This window comes from Rahnella sp. AN3-3W3, assembly GCF_003263545.1.
Classification (GTDB): domain Bacteria; phylum Pseudomonadota; class Gammaproteobacteria; order Enterobacterales; family Enterobacteriaceae; genus Rahnella; species Rahnella variigena.
This window is the reverse complement of the sequence record NZ_JYDG01000004.1, coordinates 123,391-141,071: the sequence shown is the minus strand read 5'-3', so window position 1 is coordinate 141,071 and position 17,681 is coordinate 123,391. Positions and strand designations below refer to the sequence as shown.

The following is a 17,681-nucleotide window of genomic DNA, read 5'->3' as shown; positions in this document are numbered from 1 at the left end:
ATGCGTGTTCAGCCCGTGAACTTTCTCGGGCAATAGTTTTCTTTCCCCGCCATAAGGCGCGGAGTAGTTCGCTGTGTGAGGATGTTTCAGAAATGGGAAAGGGCGCTATGGTAATGGAAGGTAAGCCTTTCGTCACCTGCGAATCAAAGAGCAATCCTTTTTTTGCTCAGAATAATCCCATCTGACCTGTAATCAGTGTAGCAAAGTCGTCATGGAGGAAAGGCAAAATACCGTCGGCAACCGGCTCCAGCTGACGTTCGATGTAATGATCGTAATCGATGGGGGACTGGTGGTTCTCCAGAGGTTCAGGCCCGGACGTGGTCATCACGTAACTTATCCAGCCGCCGTTCTGATACTGTTTTGCGCGCCCGTGCTGAACGTTATAATCATCCGCCAGCCTTGCGGCGCGAACATGCGGCGGGACGTTTTTTTCGTAATCACTCAGCTTGCGGCGAAGACGTTTGCGGTACACCAGCTTGTCATCAAATTCGCCGTCGAGCGTGCGCGCCACATAATCGCGGACGTAATCCTGATAAGGCTGCCGGTGGAAAATACGCTGATACAGTTCCTGCTGAAACTCCTGCGCCAGTTTCGTCCAATCGGTGCGCACGGTTTCCAGCCCTTTATAAACGATGTGCTCGCCGTCGGCGTCATTCACCAGGCCGGCATAGCGTTTTTTGCTGCCGGTTTCCGAACCGCGGATGGTCGGCATCAGGAAGCGCTGATAGTGCGTTTCGAATTCCAGTTCCAGCGCGCTTTCCAGCCCGTATTCCTGTTGCAGGTGCGCTTTCCACCAGACATTGACCTGTTCCACCAGATGACGACCTATGACGTTAGCGTCTTCCTGCGAATGGGCTTTATTGAGCCAGACAAAGGTGGAATCGGTGTCCCCGTAAATCACCTGATAGCCTTCGGCCTCAATCAGTTCACGGGTCTGGCGCATAATGTCGTGCCCGCGCAGCGTAATAGAAGATGCGAGGCGTGGATCAAAGAACCGGCAGCCGCTGGAGCCGAGCACGCCGTAAAAGGCGTTCATGATGATTTTCAGTGCCTGTGAGAGTGGTTTGTTTTTCTGCTTTTTAGCTTGCTCGCGGCCCATCCAGATCTGGCGGACGATCTCCGGCAAACAATGTTTTTCCCGCGAGAAGCGGGCGTTGCGGTAACCCGGCACCGAGTGTTCGTCGTCAGGCTGTTGCAGTCCGGCAACCAGCCCGACCGGGTCGATCAGAAAGGTGCGGATAATCGACGGATACAGGCTTTTATAATCGAGCACTAATACGGAATCGTACAAACCGGGGCGCGAATCCATTACAAAGCCACCAGGGCTCATTTCGCCCTCTAATTCGCCCAGATTTGGCGCGACATAACCGGCGCGGTGCATGCGCGGTAAATAAAGATGGGTGAACGCCGCCACCGAACCGCCGCTGCGATCTACCGCCAGACCAGTCACCGAGGCACGTTCCAGCAAAAACGGCATCAGCTCTGTTTTGGCGAAAATACGCGTCACCAGTTCGCAGTCTTTCAGGTTATAGCGTGCCAGCGCCGGTTTATCTTCGCGAAAACGCTGTTCGATTTCGGCCAGCCGCTGATAGGGATTGTCACTGGCTTTGCCTTCGCCCAATAAACTTTGCGAGACGAATTCCAGACTGAACGAGTTGAAGTTCCAGAATGCGGATTTCAGTGCTTCAATGCCGTCGATAATCAGGCGGCCAGCGGCAGCAGCAAAAAAGTGCCCCTGTTTGAAGCCATGTTCACGCCATTCAAGATCACCGCCACCGCGCCCGAATTTCAGCGGGATTTTGTAGCGGTCTGCATGTTTCTGTAAAACCCGCAGGTCGAACTGCACAACGCTCCAGCCGATTATCGCGTCGGGATCGTAAGTCTCCAGCCACTCATTGAGTTTTTCCAGCAACTGCGGGCGGCTGTCGACGTAAACCATATTGAAATCGAACTGAGCATCCGGATCGCCGTTGGGCGGACCGAGCATATAAACGTGGCGCTGCCCGCAGCCTTCCAGCCCGATGCAATACAACTCGCCGTTGCCGCTGGTTTCGATATCCAGCGAACACAGTTTCAGCGGCGGGCGGTAGTCTTCCGCCGGTTTCATTTTGGTGTCCAGCAACAGCTTGTCCGGCCCGGGTTTGCCACTGAACCAGACCGGAGCGGTGATATAGCGTTCCATCAGGAAGCGTTCCGGCGGGCGGATATCCGCTTCGAAAACATTGACGCCATTTTCTTTCAGCAGTTTTTCAATCCGCATTAACTGCCGGTGTTGCGGGCAGTAAAGCCCAAGAACGGCGCGGGAATGGAAATCCTGCAACGGCAACGGACGCAGACTGATATTTTTTTCATCAATGAGAATACGCTCTGCCGCCGTACGCTGTTCAGCGGGAATAAACGCCACCGATTCCTGCAAGGGCAGGCGTACTTTTTGCGGGCCGTCGTCTGTCGCCAGCCATAAATCCACCTCCGTACCCCGCGGCGTGTCGCGCCAGTGGCGGGTCAGCACAAATCCCTGACGCGGCGCCGTGTCAGGGGAACGGGCAGATGAGGGGACGGAATTTGCGTTAATAAGCGCCTCGGAACAGATGAAATAAAAGATGAACTGCAAAGACAGAGTATGGTTATTTATACAGTCTTTGTCTATGGCTCAGGTTTCTGCCAAATACGCATACAATTACGCGGTTGACTGTGATAGTTCATGCGCTGACAATTCAGCCGCTTGATGTATTTACTACAATGAGAATGCAGAAAACTCACACTTGTCTCATTTATCTGCGCAATTGGCGCAGACGTAACTGAATTCTGGGAATTTATGGAAGCCTATCTACAACATCTGGTCGCTCAGTCGGTGGGCTTCGCATTAATTATTGTCGCTGTGGTGGCTTTCTTCGAGTCGCTGGCGCTGGTCGGGCTGATTTTGCCCGGCACCGTGATGATGGCGACGCTCGGCACGCTGATCGGCAGCGGTCAGGTCGGGTTGTACGAAGCCTGGCTGGCGGCGGGTCTGGGCTGTTTCTTTGGCGACTGGGCCTCGTATTTCATTGGCCGCGGCTTCAAGGAACCGTTACACCGCTGGCGCTTCCTTAAGCGTTACCAGTCATTACTGGATAAAACCGGATATGCGCTGGATCGGCACAGTTTTGCCACCGTCATTATCGGGCGTTTCATCGGACCAACACGCCCGCTGGTGCCGATGGTGGCCGGTATGCTGAACCTGCCGCCTTATAAATTTGCACCGCCGAATATCATCGGCTGCATCACCTGGCCGCCGGTGTATTTCCTGCCGGGGATTCTGGCGGGCGTTGCGATTGATATTCCGGCCAGCCACAACAGTTCAGTGTTCAAATGGATGCTGTTTGCCGCCGTGGTGCTGATCTGGCTGAGTGCCTGGTTGCTGTGGCGCTGGTTCCGGTCGGGCAAAGCTTCACCTGATGCGATGACCAAATGGTTGCCCCTGCCGCGTCTGCGCGTCGTTTGTGTGCTGAGTCTGATCGCAACCGCAGTGAGTCTGGTGATGCTGAGCAAACAGCCGATGATGCCGGTCTACGGTCATCTGCTGTGGAAAGTGATCACCCGCTGATGTCAGGCGGATGTCCTAAACGTCCGCTCCTGAAACATCTATCCCCAATACTCTGGCTTCCGGCGCACTGCCGTCGGCCAGTGCCTGCGTCGGTCCGTCGTAGAAAATCCGGCCATCGACAACCAGCAGTGTACGCGGTGCAATCCGCGCCGCGTCATCCAGATTATGCGACACCATCAGCAATGTGAGATGACGTTGCCCGCACACTTTATCCAGCAAACTCAGCATCTCACTGCGCAGCGCCGGATCGAGTGCCGAAAACGGTTCGTCGAGCAATAAAATTGGCTGGCTGCGTAAGAGGCAGCGCGCCAGTGCGACACGCTGACGCTGCCCGCCGGAAAGTTGCGACGGTAAGCGATCCAGGCACTCTTCCAGCCCGACTTGTCGGGCGATATCTTCCAGTTCGCGCTTCTGCTGCGCGGTGAGTTTCAGCCCCGGATGTAACCCCAGGCCCATGTTCTGACGCACCGTCAGATGCGAGAACAGATTGTTTTCCTGAAACAGCATCGACACCGGACGTTTTGCCGGTGGTGTCGCGCTGTGATCTGCACCGTTAAGCAGGATCTGCCCGCTGACCGGTGCCAGAAAACCGGCGACCAGGCTGAGCAGGGTACTTTTTCCCGCGCCGCTCGGCCCGAGAATGGCCACGCGCTCACCGGCCTCGATCTGTAAATCGAAGCGCATCGGCAGGTGTTCGTACAGGTACGTCAGTTTATTCAGCGTCAGCATGGCGGCCCGGTAATTTCTCAATCAGGGTGAATAACAGAAAACATAACAGCAGCAATAACAGCGCCGTCACCGCGCCGTCCTGGCTGCGATAGGCGCCGATCTGCTGATACAGATAAAATGGCAGGGTGCGGAAGTTCTCATTGCCGAATAAGGCGATCACGCCGAAATCCCCCAGCGACAACACGCAGGCAAACGCCAGCGCCTGCGCAATCGGGCGCCTCAGCGCGCTCAGTTCCACCCAGCGCAGGCGCTGCCAGCCGTGCATATCCAGTGAAAGGCACAGCGGCGTGTAACGTTCGGCCACGTCGCGCATCGGGTTATCCAGCACTTTTAGCGCATAAGGCACCGCCATCAGCGCATTGGTCATGATCACCAGCGGCCACGGCGATTGTGGCAAACCTGTCGTATCGCCAAGCAGCAGGAAAAAGCCGGTTGCCAGCACAATGCCCGGCATCGCGAGGATCAGCATCCCGCTGAGATCCATCACCTGCGCCCAGCCATTTCTCTGCCGTAATCGCAGTTCGCGACTGCTCCACAACAGCATCATAGTCAGCAGGACACACACTATTCCGCTGCCCAGCGCGATACGCACGGATGTCCATAATGCCAGCCACAGTGCAGGTTGTTGTAAAACACCGACTGCTGCACGGTTGATACCGTCGGTAATCACGGCGAGTAGCGGCGGCAGGATCAGCATTAACGCCAGGCCGATCAGCACGGCATCTGCGATGCGCCGCAGCCTGGAATCGTCCGGGTTACGCCAGCGCTGAGAATGCGTTTGTCCGACCGGCAACGCCTGACTGAGTTTCTGGCTGAGCAAGACCAGCGCCAGACAACAAAACAGCTGGATCAGCGCCAGCGTGGCCGCGCGGCTTAAATCGTAGTCGTAACTTAACGCCTGAAAAATCGCCAGTTCAATGGTGGTCGCCTGCGGACCGCCGCCCAGCGACAGCACCGTGGCGAAGCTGGCGAAGCACAACATAAAAATCAATGCAGCGGCGGGGAAAATCTGCCGGCGAATGGCAGGCCATTCAACAAAGCGAAATTGCTGCCAGGCGTTCATCCCAAGCTGCGCAGCCAGCTGACGCTGTTCGACGGCGATATTCTCCAGCGCCTGCAATAAGAGTCGGGCTGCCAGTGGCAGATTGAAAAACACATGAGCCAGTAAAATGCCCTGTAAACCATAAGGCGAGAAACGGTAATCCACGCCCAGCCAGCCGCAAATCTGCGCCAGCCAGCCCTGTCGTCCGTAAACGCTGAGAATGCCGAAGACTGCCACCAAAACCGGTAATACCAGCGTCATCGCGCATAAACGTAGTAACAGCTGACGTCCGGGGAAGCGGCGGCGGAACAGCGCACGCGCCAGCAGAATGGCGGGCAGCACAGAACAGAGCGCCGAAAGCAGCGCCTGCCAGAAGGTAAAGCGGATCACATGCCAGAGATAAGGATCCTGCCACAGCGAGGCGCCGCTCATCTGTGGCGCATGACGCCACAGAGAGCCTAACGCCAGCATAGCCACCAGCAACATCAGCAGCGAGGCGATGGCGCCCGGCCACAACCAGCGCGGGATCAACGGCTGACGGCGTTCTGCCATGCCTGGATCCATTGTGAACGGTGAGTGGCGACATCCTGTGCGCTGTATTGCAGGGATTTAGCCGGGATCGTCAGCTGTTTAAAAGCGTCAGGCAGCGGGGTGTTGATCACCGGATACATCCAGTTGCCGGCCGGGATCACTTTCTGGAAATCTTCCGTAGTAACGAATTTCATGAACTCTTCAGCCAGTTTCGGTTGCTGGCTGTTCGCCAGCTGACCCGCCACTTCGACCTGCATATAATGGCCTTCGGTGAAATCTGCTGCCGCGTAGTTATCTTTCTTCTCTTCCACGATGTGGTAAGCCGGAGACGTGGTGTAGCTCAGCACCAGATCGCTTTCACCTTTGAGGAATAAACCGTAAGCCTCGCTCCAGCCTTTGGTGACGGTAACGGTTTTCTTCGCCAGTTTTTCCCACGCTTGCGGTGCTTTGTCGCCATAGACTTTTTGCATCCACAACATCAGGCCCAGACCCGGTGTACTGGTGCGCGGATCTTCGTAAATGACTTTCCATTTCTGGTCGCTGTTGATCAGCTCATCGAGGCTTTTTGGCGGGTTCTTCAGTTTGTTTTTGTCATAGACGAACGCGAAATAGCCGTAATCGTAAGGCACGAACTTGGTGTTGTCCCAGCCGCCTGGTACGGTCAGTCTGGCAGCGGTTTTCGGCGCTTTGGCAAATAATCCGGTTTGTTCAGCTGCCTGCAACAGGTTGTTATCCAGCCCGAGAACCACGTCGGCTTTGCTGTTTTTGCCTTCCATCCGCAGACGGTTAAGCAAAGAGACACCGTCTTCCAGCGCAACGTATTTCAGCTCGCAGCCGCATTGGGCTTCAAAGGCTTTTTTGATCGCCGGCCCGGACCCCAGTCGGCAGAGAAAGAATCATAGGTATAAACCGTCAGGACAGGTTTTGCCGCGAAGGCAGGTGCAGAAAGTAACAGCAGGCAGGACAATAATTTTTTCAACTTTGCGCTCCAAAAAAAAATGAAAGGGCAAAGGATTTTGAGTAAGCATCGCGCAGTCTCAAATCCCTCCGCCGGGGTTAACCGGATCAGGTTCGACGGGTCTAAATCTCAGCCTTTTAAACTTGCTGTGCGTGTGTTGATCGGGCGTCGTGCAGTGCTCGAAATGCTCACGTACTTTGTGTACGCTCCGCTTTCTGTGCGCTGGACTTCACCCGCTGAACACGCGCTCGCGGCGTTTAAAGATCGAGTTCATTCTTCTTGAAAAAGAACGCACTCTGGCACCCCGTTGAGAACGGATGTCATTCTAGAGACTAACGGCGCGATGCGATAGTCCGATTAACTGTCCGGCGGCGCAAACCACGCGGATTTGAAGTCGAACCAGCCGAGGGTGTTCATACGCACGCCGCGCATACTGCGCTGCCCCTGCAACACCAGCCAGTGATGAAACAGAGGATGGATCTGATGGCTGACCGTTTGTTTCTGACTCCATTTGGCGATCGATAAATTGCCCGCATGCCACTGCGCGGCGTCATCTTCCATCTCTTCACTGAAGCAGTGTTTCGCCAGCGGTAATTCATAGAAATGCGCAAACAGTGAAAATTCCAGCGGCAGGGTGAAGTTGGCACTGCCGAGCCACAGATCACTTTTGGCGTCACCGCGGTGCCAGACCGCGTAATCCACGACCTGAATAATCAGTTCAATGCCTTCGGACGCCAGCAGCGGCTGCAGCGCATTGCAGATCGCCTGATGCTCGGAATGCTCGCCGTAAAATGTCAGTGTCACCTGGGTCAGGTTTTGCGGTCTGGGCGGACGCGGTTGTGGCGCTTTATGGTGCCAGCGCGGCAGCAGGCCGTAAGCCGGCGACCAGTAGCGTTGGTAAATCGGTTCGGCATTATTCAGTAAGGCGATGGGATTGAGTAAATCGCACAACCACTGGCGTGTTTCTTCAGATTGTCCGACCGGCGAACGCTGGTCAAATAACAGGAAATAGCAGCCTTCTTCAAGGCGACTTTCCAGCTCGCTTTTGCCTGATTCATCAGCCTGAAGCTGTACGCCGGAATGCACCAGCTCTTCACTCAGTTCCGGCAACACCCAGATATTTACTTCATCAATCAGCGCACGGAAGCCAAAATAATCATCAAAGGCGCGGATGCGCAGTTGGGTTTTCAGGTTACGCACCACGGCGTAAGGGCCGGTACCGACCGGATGGCGGGCAAAATCGGGCAGCGACTGCCACTCCTGCGGCAGGATCATCGCGTGGATATTGCCGAACAGCCACGGCAGCCAGCGATCGGGTTCATTCAGGTGGATATCAATAACATTTGGCGTGGGCGTTTTGACTGATTTCAGATTACTGAACAGCGGATGCGTTTTCAGCCGGGTGAAGGTAGCAATGATATCCACCATCTCCAGTTCACGGCCATGATGAAAATGAATGGCAGGGCGCAGATAAAAACGCCATTGCAACGGCGAAATTTCCTGCCAGTGATGGGCTAAATCGCCTTCGACTTCCCCTTTTTCCTCATTTATGCGTGTGAGGCCGCTGAAAATTTGCCGGGCAATATGGGTTTCAGAGCGGCGTAACATGGTACCGGGCAGCAGATTAATCAGCGGACGGTAATACAACACACGCAGGATATGCTTACCCTGACGGAAACTGCGGCCGAGCTGGGAAAGCAGCATCTGGCGCACCAGGGTTTTGTCGCCGACCAGTTGTACCAGCTGATCAATACGATCCTGCTCCAGCAGCTCTTCGGCGCGCTGTTGCTGGAGTGCGAGGCCGGTATACAAAAATTTCAGCGTGGAACGTTTGCCGCGTCCGGCTTCTGCATCCCACGTCAGCCAGCCCTGTTCTTGCATGGTGCCGAGCAACGAGCGCATGTGTCTGCGTGAGCAACTCAGAACTTCCGACAGTGCCTGTAGCGTGGTTTCAGTGTCTTCACCGTGACAGCTTTGCCACAGGCGGATGAACTGTTGTTGCAAACGGGACGAAGACATAAAAGAGGAACTCCACGGGCAATTTTCATCAATTTATCTTTCCTCATATTACGCTGATACTGTTTCTCAACGAAAGCCTGTTGTGAATCACCGGAGGTCAGCATGAAACGCAGTCTGAACGCCCGTTTCTATCAGCGTTATTTTGAAGCCATCAAAAAGAACGCCTCTAAAAATCATGCAGACTGGCTGTCCTGGGTTCCGGTGCAATACCGTCTGGATATTCTGTCCCGTCTTACGCAGTGGGATATGGAAACGCTGGACGACGAGCAATACCGCCGGCGACTGTGACTTCAGGTCTGACTAAATTCGATTTTCTGAGTAATGGTGTATTGTCACCAGCCAGTGAGGAAACTCACTGGTTTTTTTATTCGTATACCCTTCACATTTCGAGCGGCAGACGCGTTGGCCGCTCTTACTCACCCGAATCACTGACCTGTGTCAGCTCATCGGGATTCGTGCGCTTGCCGCCTTTCTGCAACTCGAACTGTTTTGGGTATACACTGTATGTTGTGCTGTAAGACATTCATTTCTCAGGGACGACGTCATGCCAAAACCTCGTTTTAATCGTATTTATGTCACCTTTCTGGTGGTCTCCTTGCTGTGCGGCGTGGCGGGTGCATTACAGGCGCCGACGCTGAGTCTGTTTCTGACTAACGAAGTGAAGGTCCGGCCACTGTGGGTGGGATTCTTTTATACCGTTAACGCCATCGCTGGGATCGCGATCAGCTTTCTGCTGGCTAACCGTTCCGATAACAAAGGCGACCGGCGGAAATTGCTGATGTTCTGCTGCCTGATGGCGCTGGGTAACAGCCTGGTATTTGCCTTTAGCCGCGATTATCTGGTGCTGATCACCGTCGGCGTATTGCTGGCGGCGATAGGCAATGCGTCGATGCCGCAGCTGTTTGCGCTGGCGCGTGAACATGCGGATCGCTCCGCCAGTGAAGTGGTGATGTTCAGTTCGATGATGCGTGCGATGCTCTCGCTGGCGTGGGTGCTGGGCCCGCCGCTCTCTTTTATGCTTGCGCTGAATTACGGTTTTACGCCGATGTACCTGAGTGCCGCCGCAGTGTTTGTCGGCAGCATATTAATGATCTTTTTCTTCCTTCCGTCAGTGCCGCGCCTTGAACAGCCGGTGGATGAAAAAGCGGTGCCGGTTAGCGCCTGGCGCAACAAAGACGTGCGGCTGTTGTTCTTTTCCTCCCTGCTGATGTGGACCTGCAATATCATGTATGTCATTGATATGCCGCTGTACATCACCAGTGATTTGGGTCTGCCGGAAGGGCTGGCGGGCTTGCTGATGGGAACCGCTGCCGGACTGGAAATTCCGGCGATGTTGCTGGCGGGTTATCTGGTCAAACGTACTGGTAAACGCAAGCTGATGCTGTATGCCGTGGTAAGCGGTGTGATTTTCTATGCCGGACTGGTGGCGTTTCAGTTCAAAGCCGCGCTGATGATCCTGCAATTGTTCAACGCGATTTTCATCGGCATCGTCGCCGGGATCGGAATGTTATATTTTCAGGATCTGATGCCGGGCAGGGCGGGTTCAGCGACCACACTGTTCACTAACAGTATCTCCACTGGTGTGATTTGCGCGGGGTTGTTACAGGGCTTTATCGTGGAAAACTTCGGCCATTATCCGGTGTACTGGGCCGCAACCGTGCTGGCAGTGGTGGCGCTCGGACTGATGTATAAAGTCAAAGACGTGTGAATGACGTGGGGTTAAAGAGCGATTAATTCGCTCTTTAACCTATTAAACTGAATAATACATTTAGTTTTTCAAGCTTCTGCAATGACTTAATTTTTATTAGTTATCTGGATTCTTCCTCAAGAATAAACATTCTTCTCCCCACTAATCCTCCTTACTGTCTGGATAATTAAAGGAGGGGTCGATATTATCGGCTTTCTAAAAATACGGACTAAGGGAAATTAATATGATTCCGGTTGTACTTATAAGGAAAACATATAATTCATTTATTGATGAGAAGAAATCTGAGGGCGTTTGTATTGGTTTATGTCTGACCTGGCTTGGCGATATATTAAAAGAACGGCCAGCACAGAAAATGGGCAACTGGTTTCCAGGCTGGCTTTCCGGTTGGTTTGCCCCGCCACTGACAGCGGATAAGAAAGCCTTAATCCCCTCTGATACTGTGAAGTTAAGGCTATTACTGGAGCGGGCATACCGACGGCATGAGAGCTATCTGAAAAGCTGCAGGGAGAGTCAGCAGGATCCGAAACGTCAGACAGGTCGCCATGAGGCTTTTGTTAATTATAAAAATTTCCGTCAGGCAGAAAAGGAAAAAATAACCGGGGTTCCCGGATTACAATATCGACTGATAGCACGTAATGATTTCATGTTGTTTAACGGGTTAAATCTTTCTGGTCATGCTCATCCTCTCACCGGAACGATCATTGCTTTCCGGTTTTCTGAGATACCGGGTGAGGTCGGCTACCATGCCGTTGCAGCCTTTCGCTATAATGCCTCGGAATGTTTTTTTCTCGATCCTAATTTAGGATTATTTAAAACATCTTCTTCTTATCCTATGCGGGATATCACTAAATATATTAATGAAGTATACAAAGATGCTGTGCCATTATTAGAATTTATAGTTTCCAGGAGGAGTTAATAAAAAGCCACTTATGGATATTGCATTTCGTTAGATGAAAATGTTGGAGATGTTTTTGTATGATCACGATCACTTCTATTGAAAAAAACTATAGTTCATTCACTGATGAACATAAATCAGAGGGTTATTGTTTTGGTTTTTGCCTTACCTGGTTGGGCGATATATTGAAAGACCGGTCTTCACAATATTCAGGGCGTTGGTTTTCAGGATGGTTTACACCCGTGAAATCTCCTGAAAAAAAAGCTTTATTGCCCACAGATTATGCAAGCCAGCGCCTGCTTTTTGACCGGGCACGCAGAAAGCAAGAAAATTCAGAAAGACGAGCTGACGAGGATAATGCGCAGGGCTTCAGCCAGTTAGATCATGAGGAAGTTACTGTAAATTATAAGAATAGACGTCAGCGTGAAAAAGAAATGATAACTGCCGTTCCCGGCTTAAAATATTCTTTGCATGAACGAAGTTCCTTTATGACAATGACCACGCTGAATACTCGCGAGAATAAGAATCCCTTATCCGGGATGATTATCAAGTTCCAGTTTACAGATGAGGGTGAAGAGGCATGCCATGCTGTCGCCGCCTTTCGTTACAATGAGTTTGAGTCTTTTTTCCTCGATCCAAACTATGGTCTGTTTAAAACGGTGTCAGCCTACCCGATGCTGGAAATAGTCGAATTTTTATCGAGTAAATACCACGATCCTCTTGCGCTAAGCGAAATAAGGGTGACAAAGAAGTTTACGACAGAGTGACTCTGTGAGGGAGGTTTGGCAGAGGTTCTGGGATGAGGTTAAGGCTGATTAAGAAAGCGGGACTGAGCCCGCCTTCTTAATCGCTAACTGACAATAATCACTGCATAAAGGCAGGCTGATTTTTCTCGTAGCTGGAAATGTTTGTGTCGTGCTGCAACGTCAGGCCGATGCTGTCCAGACCGTTGATCATGCAGTGACGGCGGAAGCTGTCGATGACGAACGGATAGGTTTTATCGCCCGCTTTCACGGTTTGCGCTTCCAGATCTACTTCGAACTGAATGCCTTCGTTGTTTTTTACCAGTTCAAACAACTCGTCGATTTCTGCTTCGCTCAGGGTGATCGGCAGCAACTGGTTATTGAAAGAGTTACCGTAGAAGATATCGGCAAAGCTTGGCGCGATCACCGCATGGAAGCCGTAATCGGTCAGCGCCCAGGGCGCATGTTCGCGGGAAGAACCGCAACCAAAGTTTTCGCGTGCCAGTAAAATGCTCGCGCCTTTGTAACGCGGCTTGTTCAGCACGAAATCAGGATTGGGCACCTGACCTGCATCGTCCAGAAAACGCCAGTCGTTAAACAGGTGCTGACCGAAACCGGTGCGGGTCACTTTCTGCAAAAACTGTTTCGGAATAATGGCATCGGTATCGACGTTAGCTGCATCCAGCGGAACCACCAGACCGATGTGTTGGGTAAATTTAGCCATGGTGTTTTCCTCAGTTCAGTTCACGAATATCAGCGAAACGGCCGGTAACCGCCGCCGCCGCCGCCATTGCCGGGCTGACCAGATGCGTACGGCCCCCACGACCCTGACGGCCTTCGAAGTTACGGTTACTGGTGGACGCGCAACGCTCGCCGGGTTCCAGACGGTCATTGTTCATCGCCAGACACATTGAACAGCCTGGCAGACGCCATTCGAACCCCGCTTCAATGAAGATCTTATCCAGACCTTCTTCTTCCGCCTGCGCTTTTACCGGACCGGAGCCTGGTACCACAATCGCCTGTACGCCGCTCGCCACTTTACGGCCTTTGGCAATGGCTGCTGCCGCACGTAAATCTTCGATACGGGAGTTGGTGCAGGAACCGATAAACACTTTATCGATCGCCACGTCGGTCAGTTTAATGCCCGGTTGCAGATCCATATACGCCAGCGCTTTTTCCGCCGAGGCTCGTTCTACCGGATCCGCAAAGGAGGCCGGATTCGGGATGGTCTGGTTTACCGCCATCACCTGACCCGGGTTAGTGCCCCAGGTAACCTGTGGCGCGATTTCAGACGCGTCCAGGGTGACAATGCTGTCAAACTTCGCACCGTCTTCCGTTTTCAGGGTCTTCCAGTACTCAACTGCCGCGTCCCAGTTCTGGTCTTTCGGCGCGAACTGACGCCCTTTCAGATAGGCAAACGTGGTTTCGTCCGGCGCAACCAGACCGGCTTTCGCACCCATTTCGATCGCCATGTTGCACAGGGTCATACGACCTTCCATGCTCAGCGCCTCAATGGCTTTACCGCAGAATTCTACAACGTGACCCGTACCGCCAGCGCTGCCGGTTTTACCGATGATCGCCAGAACGATATCTTTCGCCGTGATACCGACAGGTGCATCGCCAGTCACTTCGATTTTCATGGTTTTGGCGCGACCCTGTTTCAGGGTTTGCGTCGCCAGAACGTGTTCCACTTCTGATGTACCGATACCGAAGGCCAGCGAACCAAACGCACCGTGCGTGGCAGTATGGGAATCGCCACACACAATGGTCATGCCCGGCAAGGTCATGCCCTGCTCAGGACCGATAACGTGAACGATGCCCTGATACGGGTGGTTCAGGTCATACAACTGCACGCCAAATTCCGCACAGTTTTTAATTAATTCCTGCATCTGGATGCGCGCCATTTCGCCGCTTGCATTGATGTCTTTGGTTTGCGTGGACACGTTGTGATCCATGGTCGCAAAGGTTTTACCCGGCTGGCGCACCTGACGGCCCATCGCGCGCAGGCCGTCAAAAGCTTGAGGAGATGTCACTTCGTGAACCAGGTGGCGGTCGATGTATAACAATGGCGTTTCGTTTTGTGCTTCATAAACGACGTGCGCATCAAACAATTTCTGATACAGAGTTTTGGCCATGTTATGCCCCTTCTTTCACAAAGCGGGCAATGATATCGCCCATTTCACTGGTGCCCAGTGCCTGCTGACCGTTAGCTAAATCACCCGTACGGTGTCCGGCTTCCAGTGCTTTATTAACAGCCTGTTCGATGGCATTGGCCGCGTCATCCGCACCCAGGCTGTAGCGCAGTAACAGCGCGGCAGACAGGATTTGTGCAATCGGGTTAGCGATGTTTTTACCGGCGATATCCGGCGCTGAGCCACCCGCAGGCTCGAACAAACCAAATGCCTGCTCGTTCATGCTGGCAGAAGGCAACATGCCCATCGAGCCGGTGATCATCGCGCATTCGTCGGACAGGATGTCGCCGAACAGGTTGGAACACAGCAGCACGTCAAACTGTGACGGGTCTTTAATCAGCTGCATGGTCGCATTATCGATGTACATGTGGCTCAGGCTGACATCCGGATAATCTTTGGCGATTTCGTTAACCACTTCGCGCCACATAATGGAAGTCTGCAACACGTTCGCTTTATCGATGGAGGTCACTTTGCTGCGGCGTTTGCGCGCAGATTCAAAGGCGATACGGGCGATACGCTCAATCTCAAAGCAGTAATACACTTCGGTATCAAACGCTTTCTCATGCATACCCTGACCTTCGCGGCCTTTAGGCTGACCGAAATAAATGCCACCCGTCAGTTCGCGCACACACAAGATATCGAAACCTTTTGCGGCGATGTCGGCACGCAGCGGGCAGAATTCTTCCAGACCCTGATACAGACGGGCAGGGCGCAGGTTGCTGAACAGTTTGAAATGTTTGCGCAGGGGCAATAATGCGCCACGCTCAGGCTGATCGTTTGGCGGCAAGTGTTCCCATTTCGGGCCACCAACGGAACCGAACAAAATTGCATCAGCTTGTTCGCAACCGGTAACGGTCGCTTCCGGCAACGGGCTGCCGTGTTTGTCGATGGCTGCGCCACCCACATCGTATTCGCTGGTGGTGATCTTCAGACCAAAACGCTGACGTACTGCTTCCAGAACTTTATATGCCTGGGCCATAACTTCCGGGCCAATTCCGTCTCCGGGTAAGACGGCAATATGATGGGTCTTGCTCATGTTCACACCGTTTCCTGATTATTTTGAATGTTGTTGTGTTGCTGACCTGACTGCTGCAAACGTTGTTTTTCAATCTCAACTTGTTTGCTGCGCCAGATGTTATTCAGTACGTGTACCATCGCTTTTGCAGAGGATTCGACAATGTCCGTTGCCAGGCCGACACCGTGGAAACGGCGGCCATTGAAAGAGACGACCACGTCAACCTGGCCCAGTGCATCTCGGCCCTGGCCTTTGGCGCTCAGCTGGTATTTCACCAGCTCAATCTGATAACCAGTGATGCGGTTGATGGCCTGATATACGGCATCAACCGGACCGTTGCCGGTGGCGGCTTCGGTGATAATTTCTTCGCCGCAGGACAAATTGACTGATGCCGTGGCGGTAATTTTGGAACCGGACTGCACGCTGAAGTTATCCAGACGGTAGAACTCAGGCTCTTCTTGCTGCTTGTTAATGAAGACCAGTGCTTCTAAATCGTAGTCGAAAACCTGACCTTTTTTGTCGGCCAGCTTCAGGAACGCGGCATACAGATGATCCAGATTGTAATCGGCTTCTTTGTAGCCCATTTCTTCCATACGATGCTTAACGGCAGCACGACCAGAGCGGGAAGTCAGGTTCAGCTGAACCTGATTCAGACCGATGGATTCCGGAGTCATGATTTCGTAGTTTTCGCGGTTTTTCAGCACGCCGTCCTGATGAATACCGGAGGAATGCGCGAAGGCGTTAGAACCGACAATCGCTTTGTTGCCCGGGATCGGCATGTTGGTGATCTGGCTGACAATCTGGCTGGTGCGGTAGATTTCTTTGTGATTGATGTTGGTGTGAACGTTCATGTAGTCGCTGCGGGTGCGGATCGCCATGATCACTTCTTCCAGCGCAGTGTTACCGGCACGTTCGCCGATACCGTTCAGTGTGCCCTCAACCTGACGCGCGCCGGCCTGAATCGCCGCGATGGAGTTACCGACTGCCATGCCCAGATCGTCGTGGCAGTGAACGGAAATAATCGCTTTATCAATGTTAGGCACGCGTTCATACAGATTGGTGATAATGCCACCGAACTGAACCGGCGTGGTGTAACCCACGGTGTCAGGAATGTTGATGGTGGTCGCCCCGGCCTTGATGGCAGCTTCAACAACACGGCACAGGTTATCCAGCGGGGTACGTCCTGCATCTTCGCAGGAGAATTCGACATCATCGGTGTAATTACGGGCGCGTTTCACGGAGTGAGTTGCCATTTCCAGCACCTGATCAAACGAACGCTTCAGCTTGGATTCAATGTGCAGGGTAGAGGTGGCCAGGAATACGTGGATGCGGAAAGCTTCTGCTACGCGCAATGCTTCGGCGGCGGCGTCGATATCACCGTCCACACAACGGGCCAGACCGCAAACCCGGCTGTTTTTGATCTGACGGGCAATGGTTTGTACAGACTCGAAATCGCCGGGAGAAGAGACCGGGAAGCCGACTTCCATTACGTCAACGCCCATCCTTTCCAGCGCCATTGCAATTTGAATCTTCTCTTTAACACTCAGGCTGGCTTGTAACGCCTGTTCACCGTCACGCAGCGTGGTATCGAAAATAATGACTTGCTCGCTCATGGGTTGTTCCTTGTCTGCTTTTATTTTCGCGCCCTGCGGAGAGATAAAAAAAAACCCGCGCATCGGCGCGGGTTTATTGTCTGTGGAAGTTGAAATCAGTTCTGATTTTCGCCCACTGGCTTACCGCGCAAATTTTCTGCGTTGAGTAGTAGGCCTAGGAGACGGGTAATCATGAACATGTGTTTTCAGCTTCTCGTAATTGGGTGGTTAGAACGGGCATCGTTCAAACTGTGCTTAAAGTGATACGGGAATGTGTGCGGTATGTCAACCTTGACGGTGTGGAATTTTAAAAATGATAATTCATCTCATTTAGAATTATAAACTAGTTTACCAAATGTATCCGGAACGATGGTTTTTGCTCACTCAGGCAGCAGTAAAGAAAAAAAATAGTCTCAAAATGGACATTAACTTTTCTGGCCAATAGTAATAAGCTAGATAATACAGTGGGTTGTAAATGATTTAGTGCAGCTTAACTTATTATTCATTTTCCGCATGTTGTTTCTATAAACATTTTATTGTTCTATATCATCAGTTTTGCCTAGATGAAATTAAGGTGGCATTTATCTTTCTGATTATTGGAAATAAGAGTCGATTTCTTTCTGAAAGTAGAATGCATTGAGTTACTGAATTCATTTACTGGTTTTTGTATGCCC

Annotated in this window: 13 protein-coding genes, 1 pseudogene and 1 riboswitch; of the genes and pseudogenes, 5 read left to right on the top strand and 9 right to left on the bottom strand. The window is 52.6% G+C overall.

The genetic code is table 11. The features are described from left to right. Positions 1–166: 166 nt before the first annotated feature. Positions 167–2,572, bottom strand: a complete 2,406-nt coding sequence (locus tag UC15_RS02565; protein ID WP_112287011.1) for a DNA polymerase II — start codon at positions 2,570–2,572, stop codon at positions 167–169. A 243-nt stretch (positions 2,573–2,815) separates the two neighbouring features. On the opposite strand from UC15_RS02565, the gene UC15_RS02560 reads away from it, so the two are divergent. Then, the gene (locus tag UC15_RS02560; RefSeq protein ID WP_112286972.1) at positions 2,816–3,583 is read left to right on the top strand and encodes a DedA family protein; all 768 of its coding nucleotides are present in this window, start codon (positions 2,816–2,818) and stop codon (positions 3,581–3,583) included. Positions 3,584–3,598: 15 nt separating this feature from the next. On the opposite strand, the gene thiQ is transcribed toward UC15_RS02560, so the two are convergent. The 4 genes and pseudogenes from thiQ to sgrR all read right to left on the bottom strand — a co-directional run bounded on the left by thiQ (position 3,599) and on the right by sgrR (position 8,862). Next, positions 3,599–4,312 carry a thiamine ABC transporter ATP-binding protein ThiQ gene (gene thiQ, locus UC15_RS02555; RefSeq protein ID WP_112286971.1) on the bottom strand — a complete coding sequence of 238 codons (714 nt, stop codon included), beginning with the start codon at positions 4,310–4,312 and terminating at the stop codon, positions 3,599–3,601. Continuing rightward, positions 4,296–5,906, bottom strand: a complete 1,611-nt coding sequence (thiP, locus tag UC15_RS02550; protein ID WP_112286970.1) for a thiamine/thiamine pyrophosphate ABC transporter permease ThiP — start codon at positions 5,904–5,906, stop codon at positions 4,296–4,298. The genes thiQ and thiP overlap by 17 nt, the downstream gene beginning before the upstream one ends. Continuing rightward, positions 5,882–6,864: pseudogene (gene thiB / locus UC15_RS02545) on the bottom strand (thiamine ABC transporter substrate binding subunit). The gene thiP and the pseudogene thiB overlap by 25 nt, the downstream one beginning before the upstream one ends. Positions 6,865–6,909: 45 nt before the next feature. Further along, a riboswitch (TPP riboswitch) is annotated at positions 6,910–7,160 on the bottom strand. A 40-nt stretch (positions 7,161–7,200) separates the two neighbouring features. Further along, positions 7,201–8,862 carry an HTH-type transcriptional regulator SgrR gene (gene sgrR / locus UC15_RS02540; RefSeq protein ID WP_112286969.1) on the bottom strand — a complete coding sequence of 554 codons (1,662 nt, stop codon included), beginning with the start codon at positions 8,860–8,862 and terminating at the stop codon, positions 7,201–7,203. Positions 8,863–8,964: 102 nt separating this feature from the next. Here sgrR and sgrT point away from each other — a divergent pair, with 102 nt between their 5' ends. From sgrT to UC15_RS02520, 4 genes are all read left to right on the top strand, one after another. Then, on the top strand, positions 8,965–9,150 hold the full coding sequence (sgrT, locus tag UC15_RS02535; RefSeq protein ID WP_112286968.1) for a glucose uptake inhibitor SgrT: 186 nt from the start codon (positions 8,965–8,967) through the stop codon (positions 9,148–9,150). A 256-nt stretch (positions 9,151–9,406) separates the two neighbouring features. After that, positions 9,407–10,570: an MFS transporter gene (locus UC15_RS02530; protein ID WP_112286967.1), complete on the top strand. Its 1,164-nt coding sequence runs from the start codon at positions 9,407–9,409 to the stop codon at positions 10,568–10,570. A 223-nt stretch (positions 10,571–10,793) separates the two neighbouring features. Further along, positions 10,794–11,486, top strand: a complete 693-nt coding sequence (locus tag UC15_RS02525) for a YopT-type cysteine protease domain-containing protein (RefSeq protein ID WP_112286966.1) — start codon at positions 10,794–10,796, stop codon at positions 11,484–11,486. A 59-nt stretch (positions 11,487–11,545) separates the two neighbouring features. Further along, a complete protein-coding gene (locus UC15_RS02520) occupies positions 11,546–12,232 on the top strand; it encodes a hypothetical protein (protein WP_112286965.1) in 687 nt (228 codons plus the stop codon). A gap of 97 nt (positions 12,233–12,329) precedes the next feature. Here the strand turns inward: UC15_RS02520 and leuD are convergent, their stop codons facing one another. Genes leuD through leuA form a run of 4 tightly spaced genes read right to left on the bottom strand, consistent with a single transcriptional unit; the run spans position 12,330 to position 17,028 of the window. Next, the gene (gene leuD, locus UC15_RS02515) at positions 12,330–12,932 is read right to left on the bottom strand and encodes a 3-isopropylmalate dehydratase small subunit (RefSeq protein WP_112286964.1); all 603 of its coding nucleotides are present in this window, start codon (positions 12,930–12,932) and stop codon (positions 12,330–12,332) included. A 10-nt stretch (positions 12,933–12,942) separates the two neighbouring features. Next, positions 12,943–14,343 carry a 3-isopropylmalate dehydratase large subunit gene (leuC, locus tag UC15_RS02510; RefSeq protein ID WP_112286963.1) on the bottom strand — a complete coding sequence of 467 codons (1,401 nt, stop codon included), beginning with the start codon at positions 14,341–14,343 and terminating at the stop codon, positions 12,943–12,945. A 1-nt stretch (position 14,344) separates the two neighbouring features. Further along, entirely contained in the window at positions 14,345–15,436 is a 1,092-nt protein-coding gene (gene leuB / locus UC15_RS02505) for a 3-isopropylmalate dehydrogenase (protein WP_112286962.1), read from the bottom strand. A 2-nt stretch (positions 15,437–15,438) separates the two neighbouring features. Continuing rightward, the gene (leuA, locus tag UC15_RS02500) at positions 15,439–17,028 is read right to left on the bottom strand and encodes a 2-isopropylmalate synthase (RefSeq protein ID WP_112286961.1); all 1,590 of its coding nucleotides are present in this window, start codon (positions 17,026–17,028) and stop codon (positions 15,439–15,441) included. Positions 17,029–17,681: the final 653 nt, after the last annotated feature.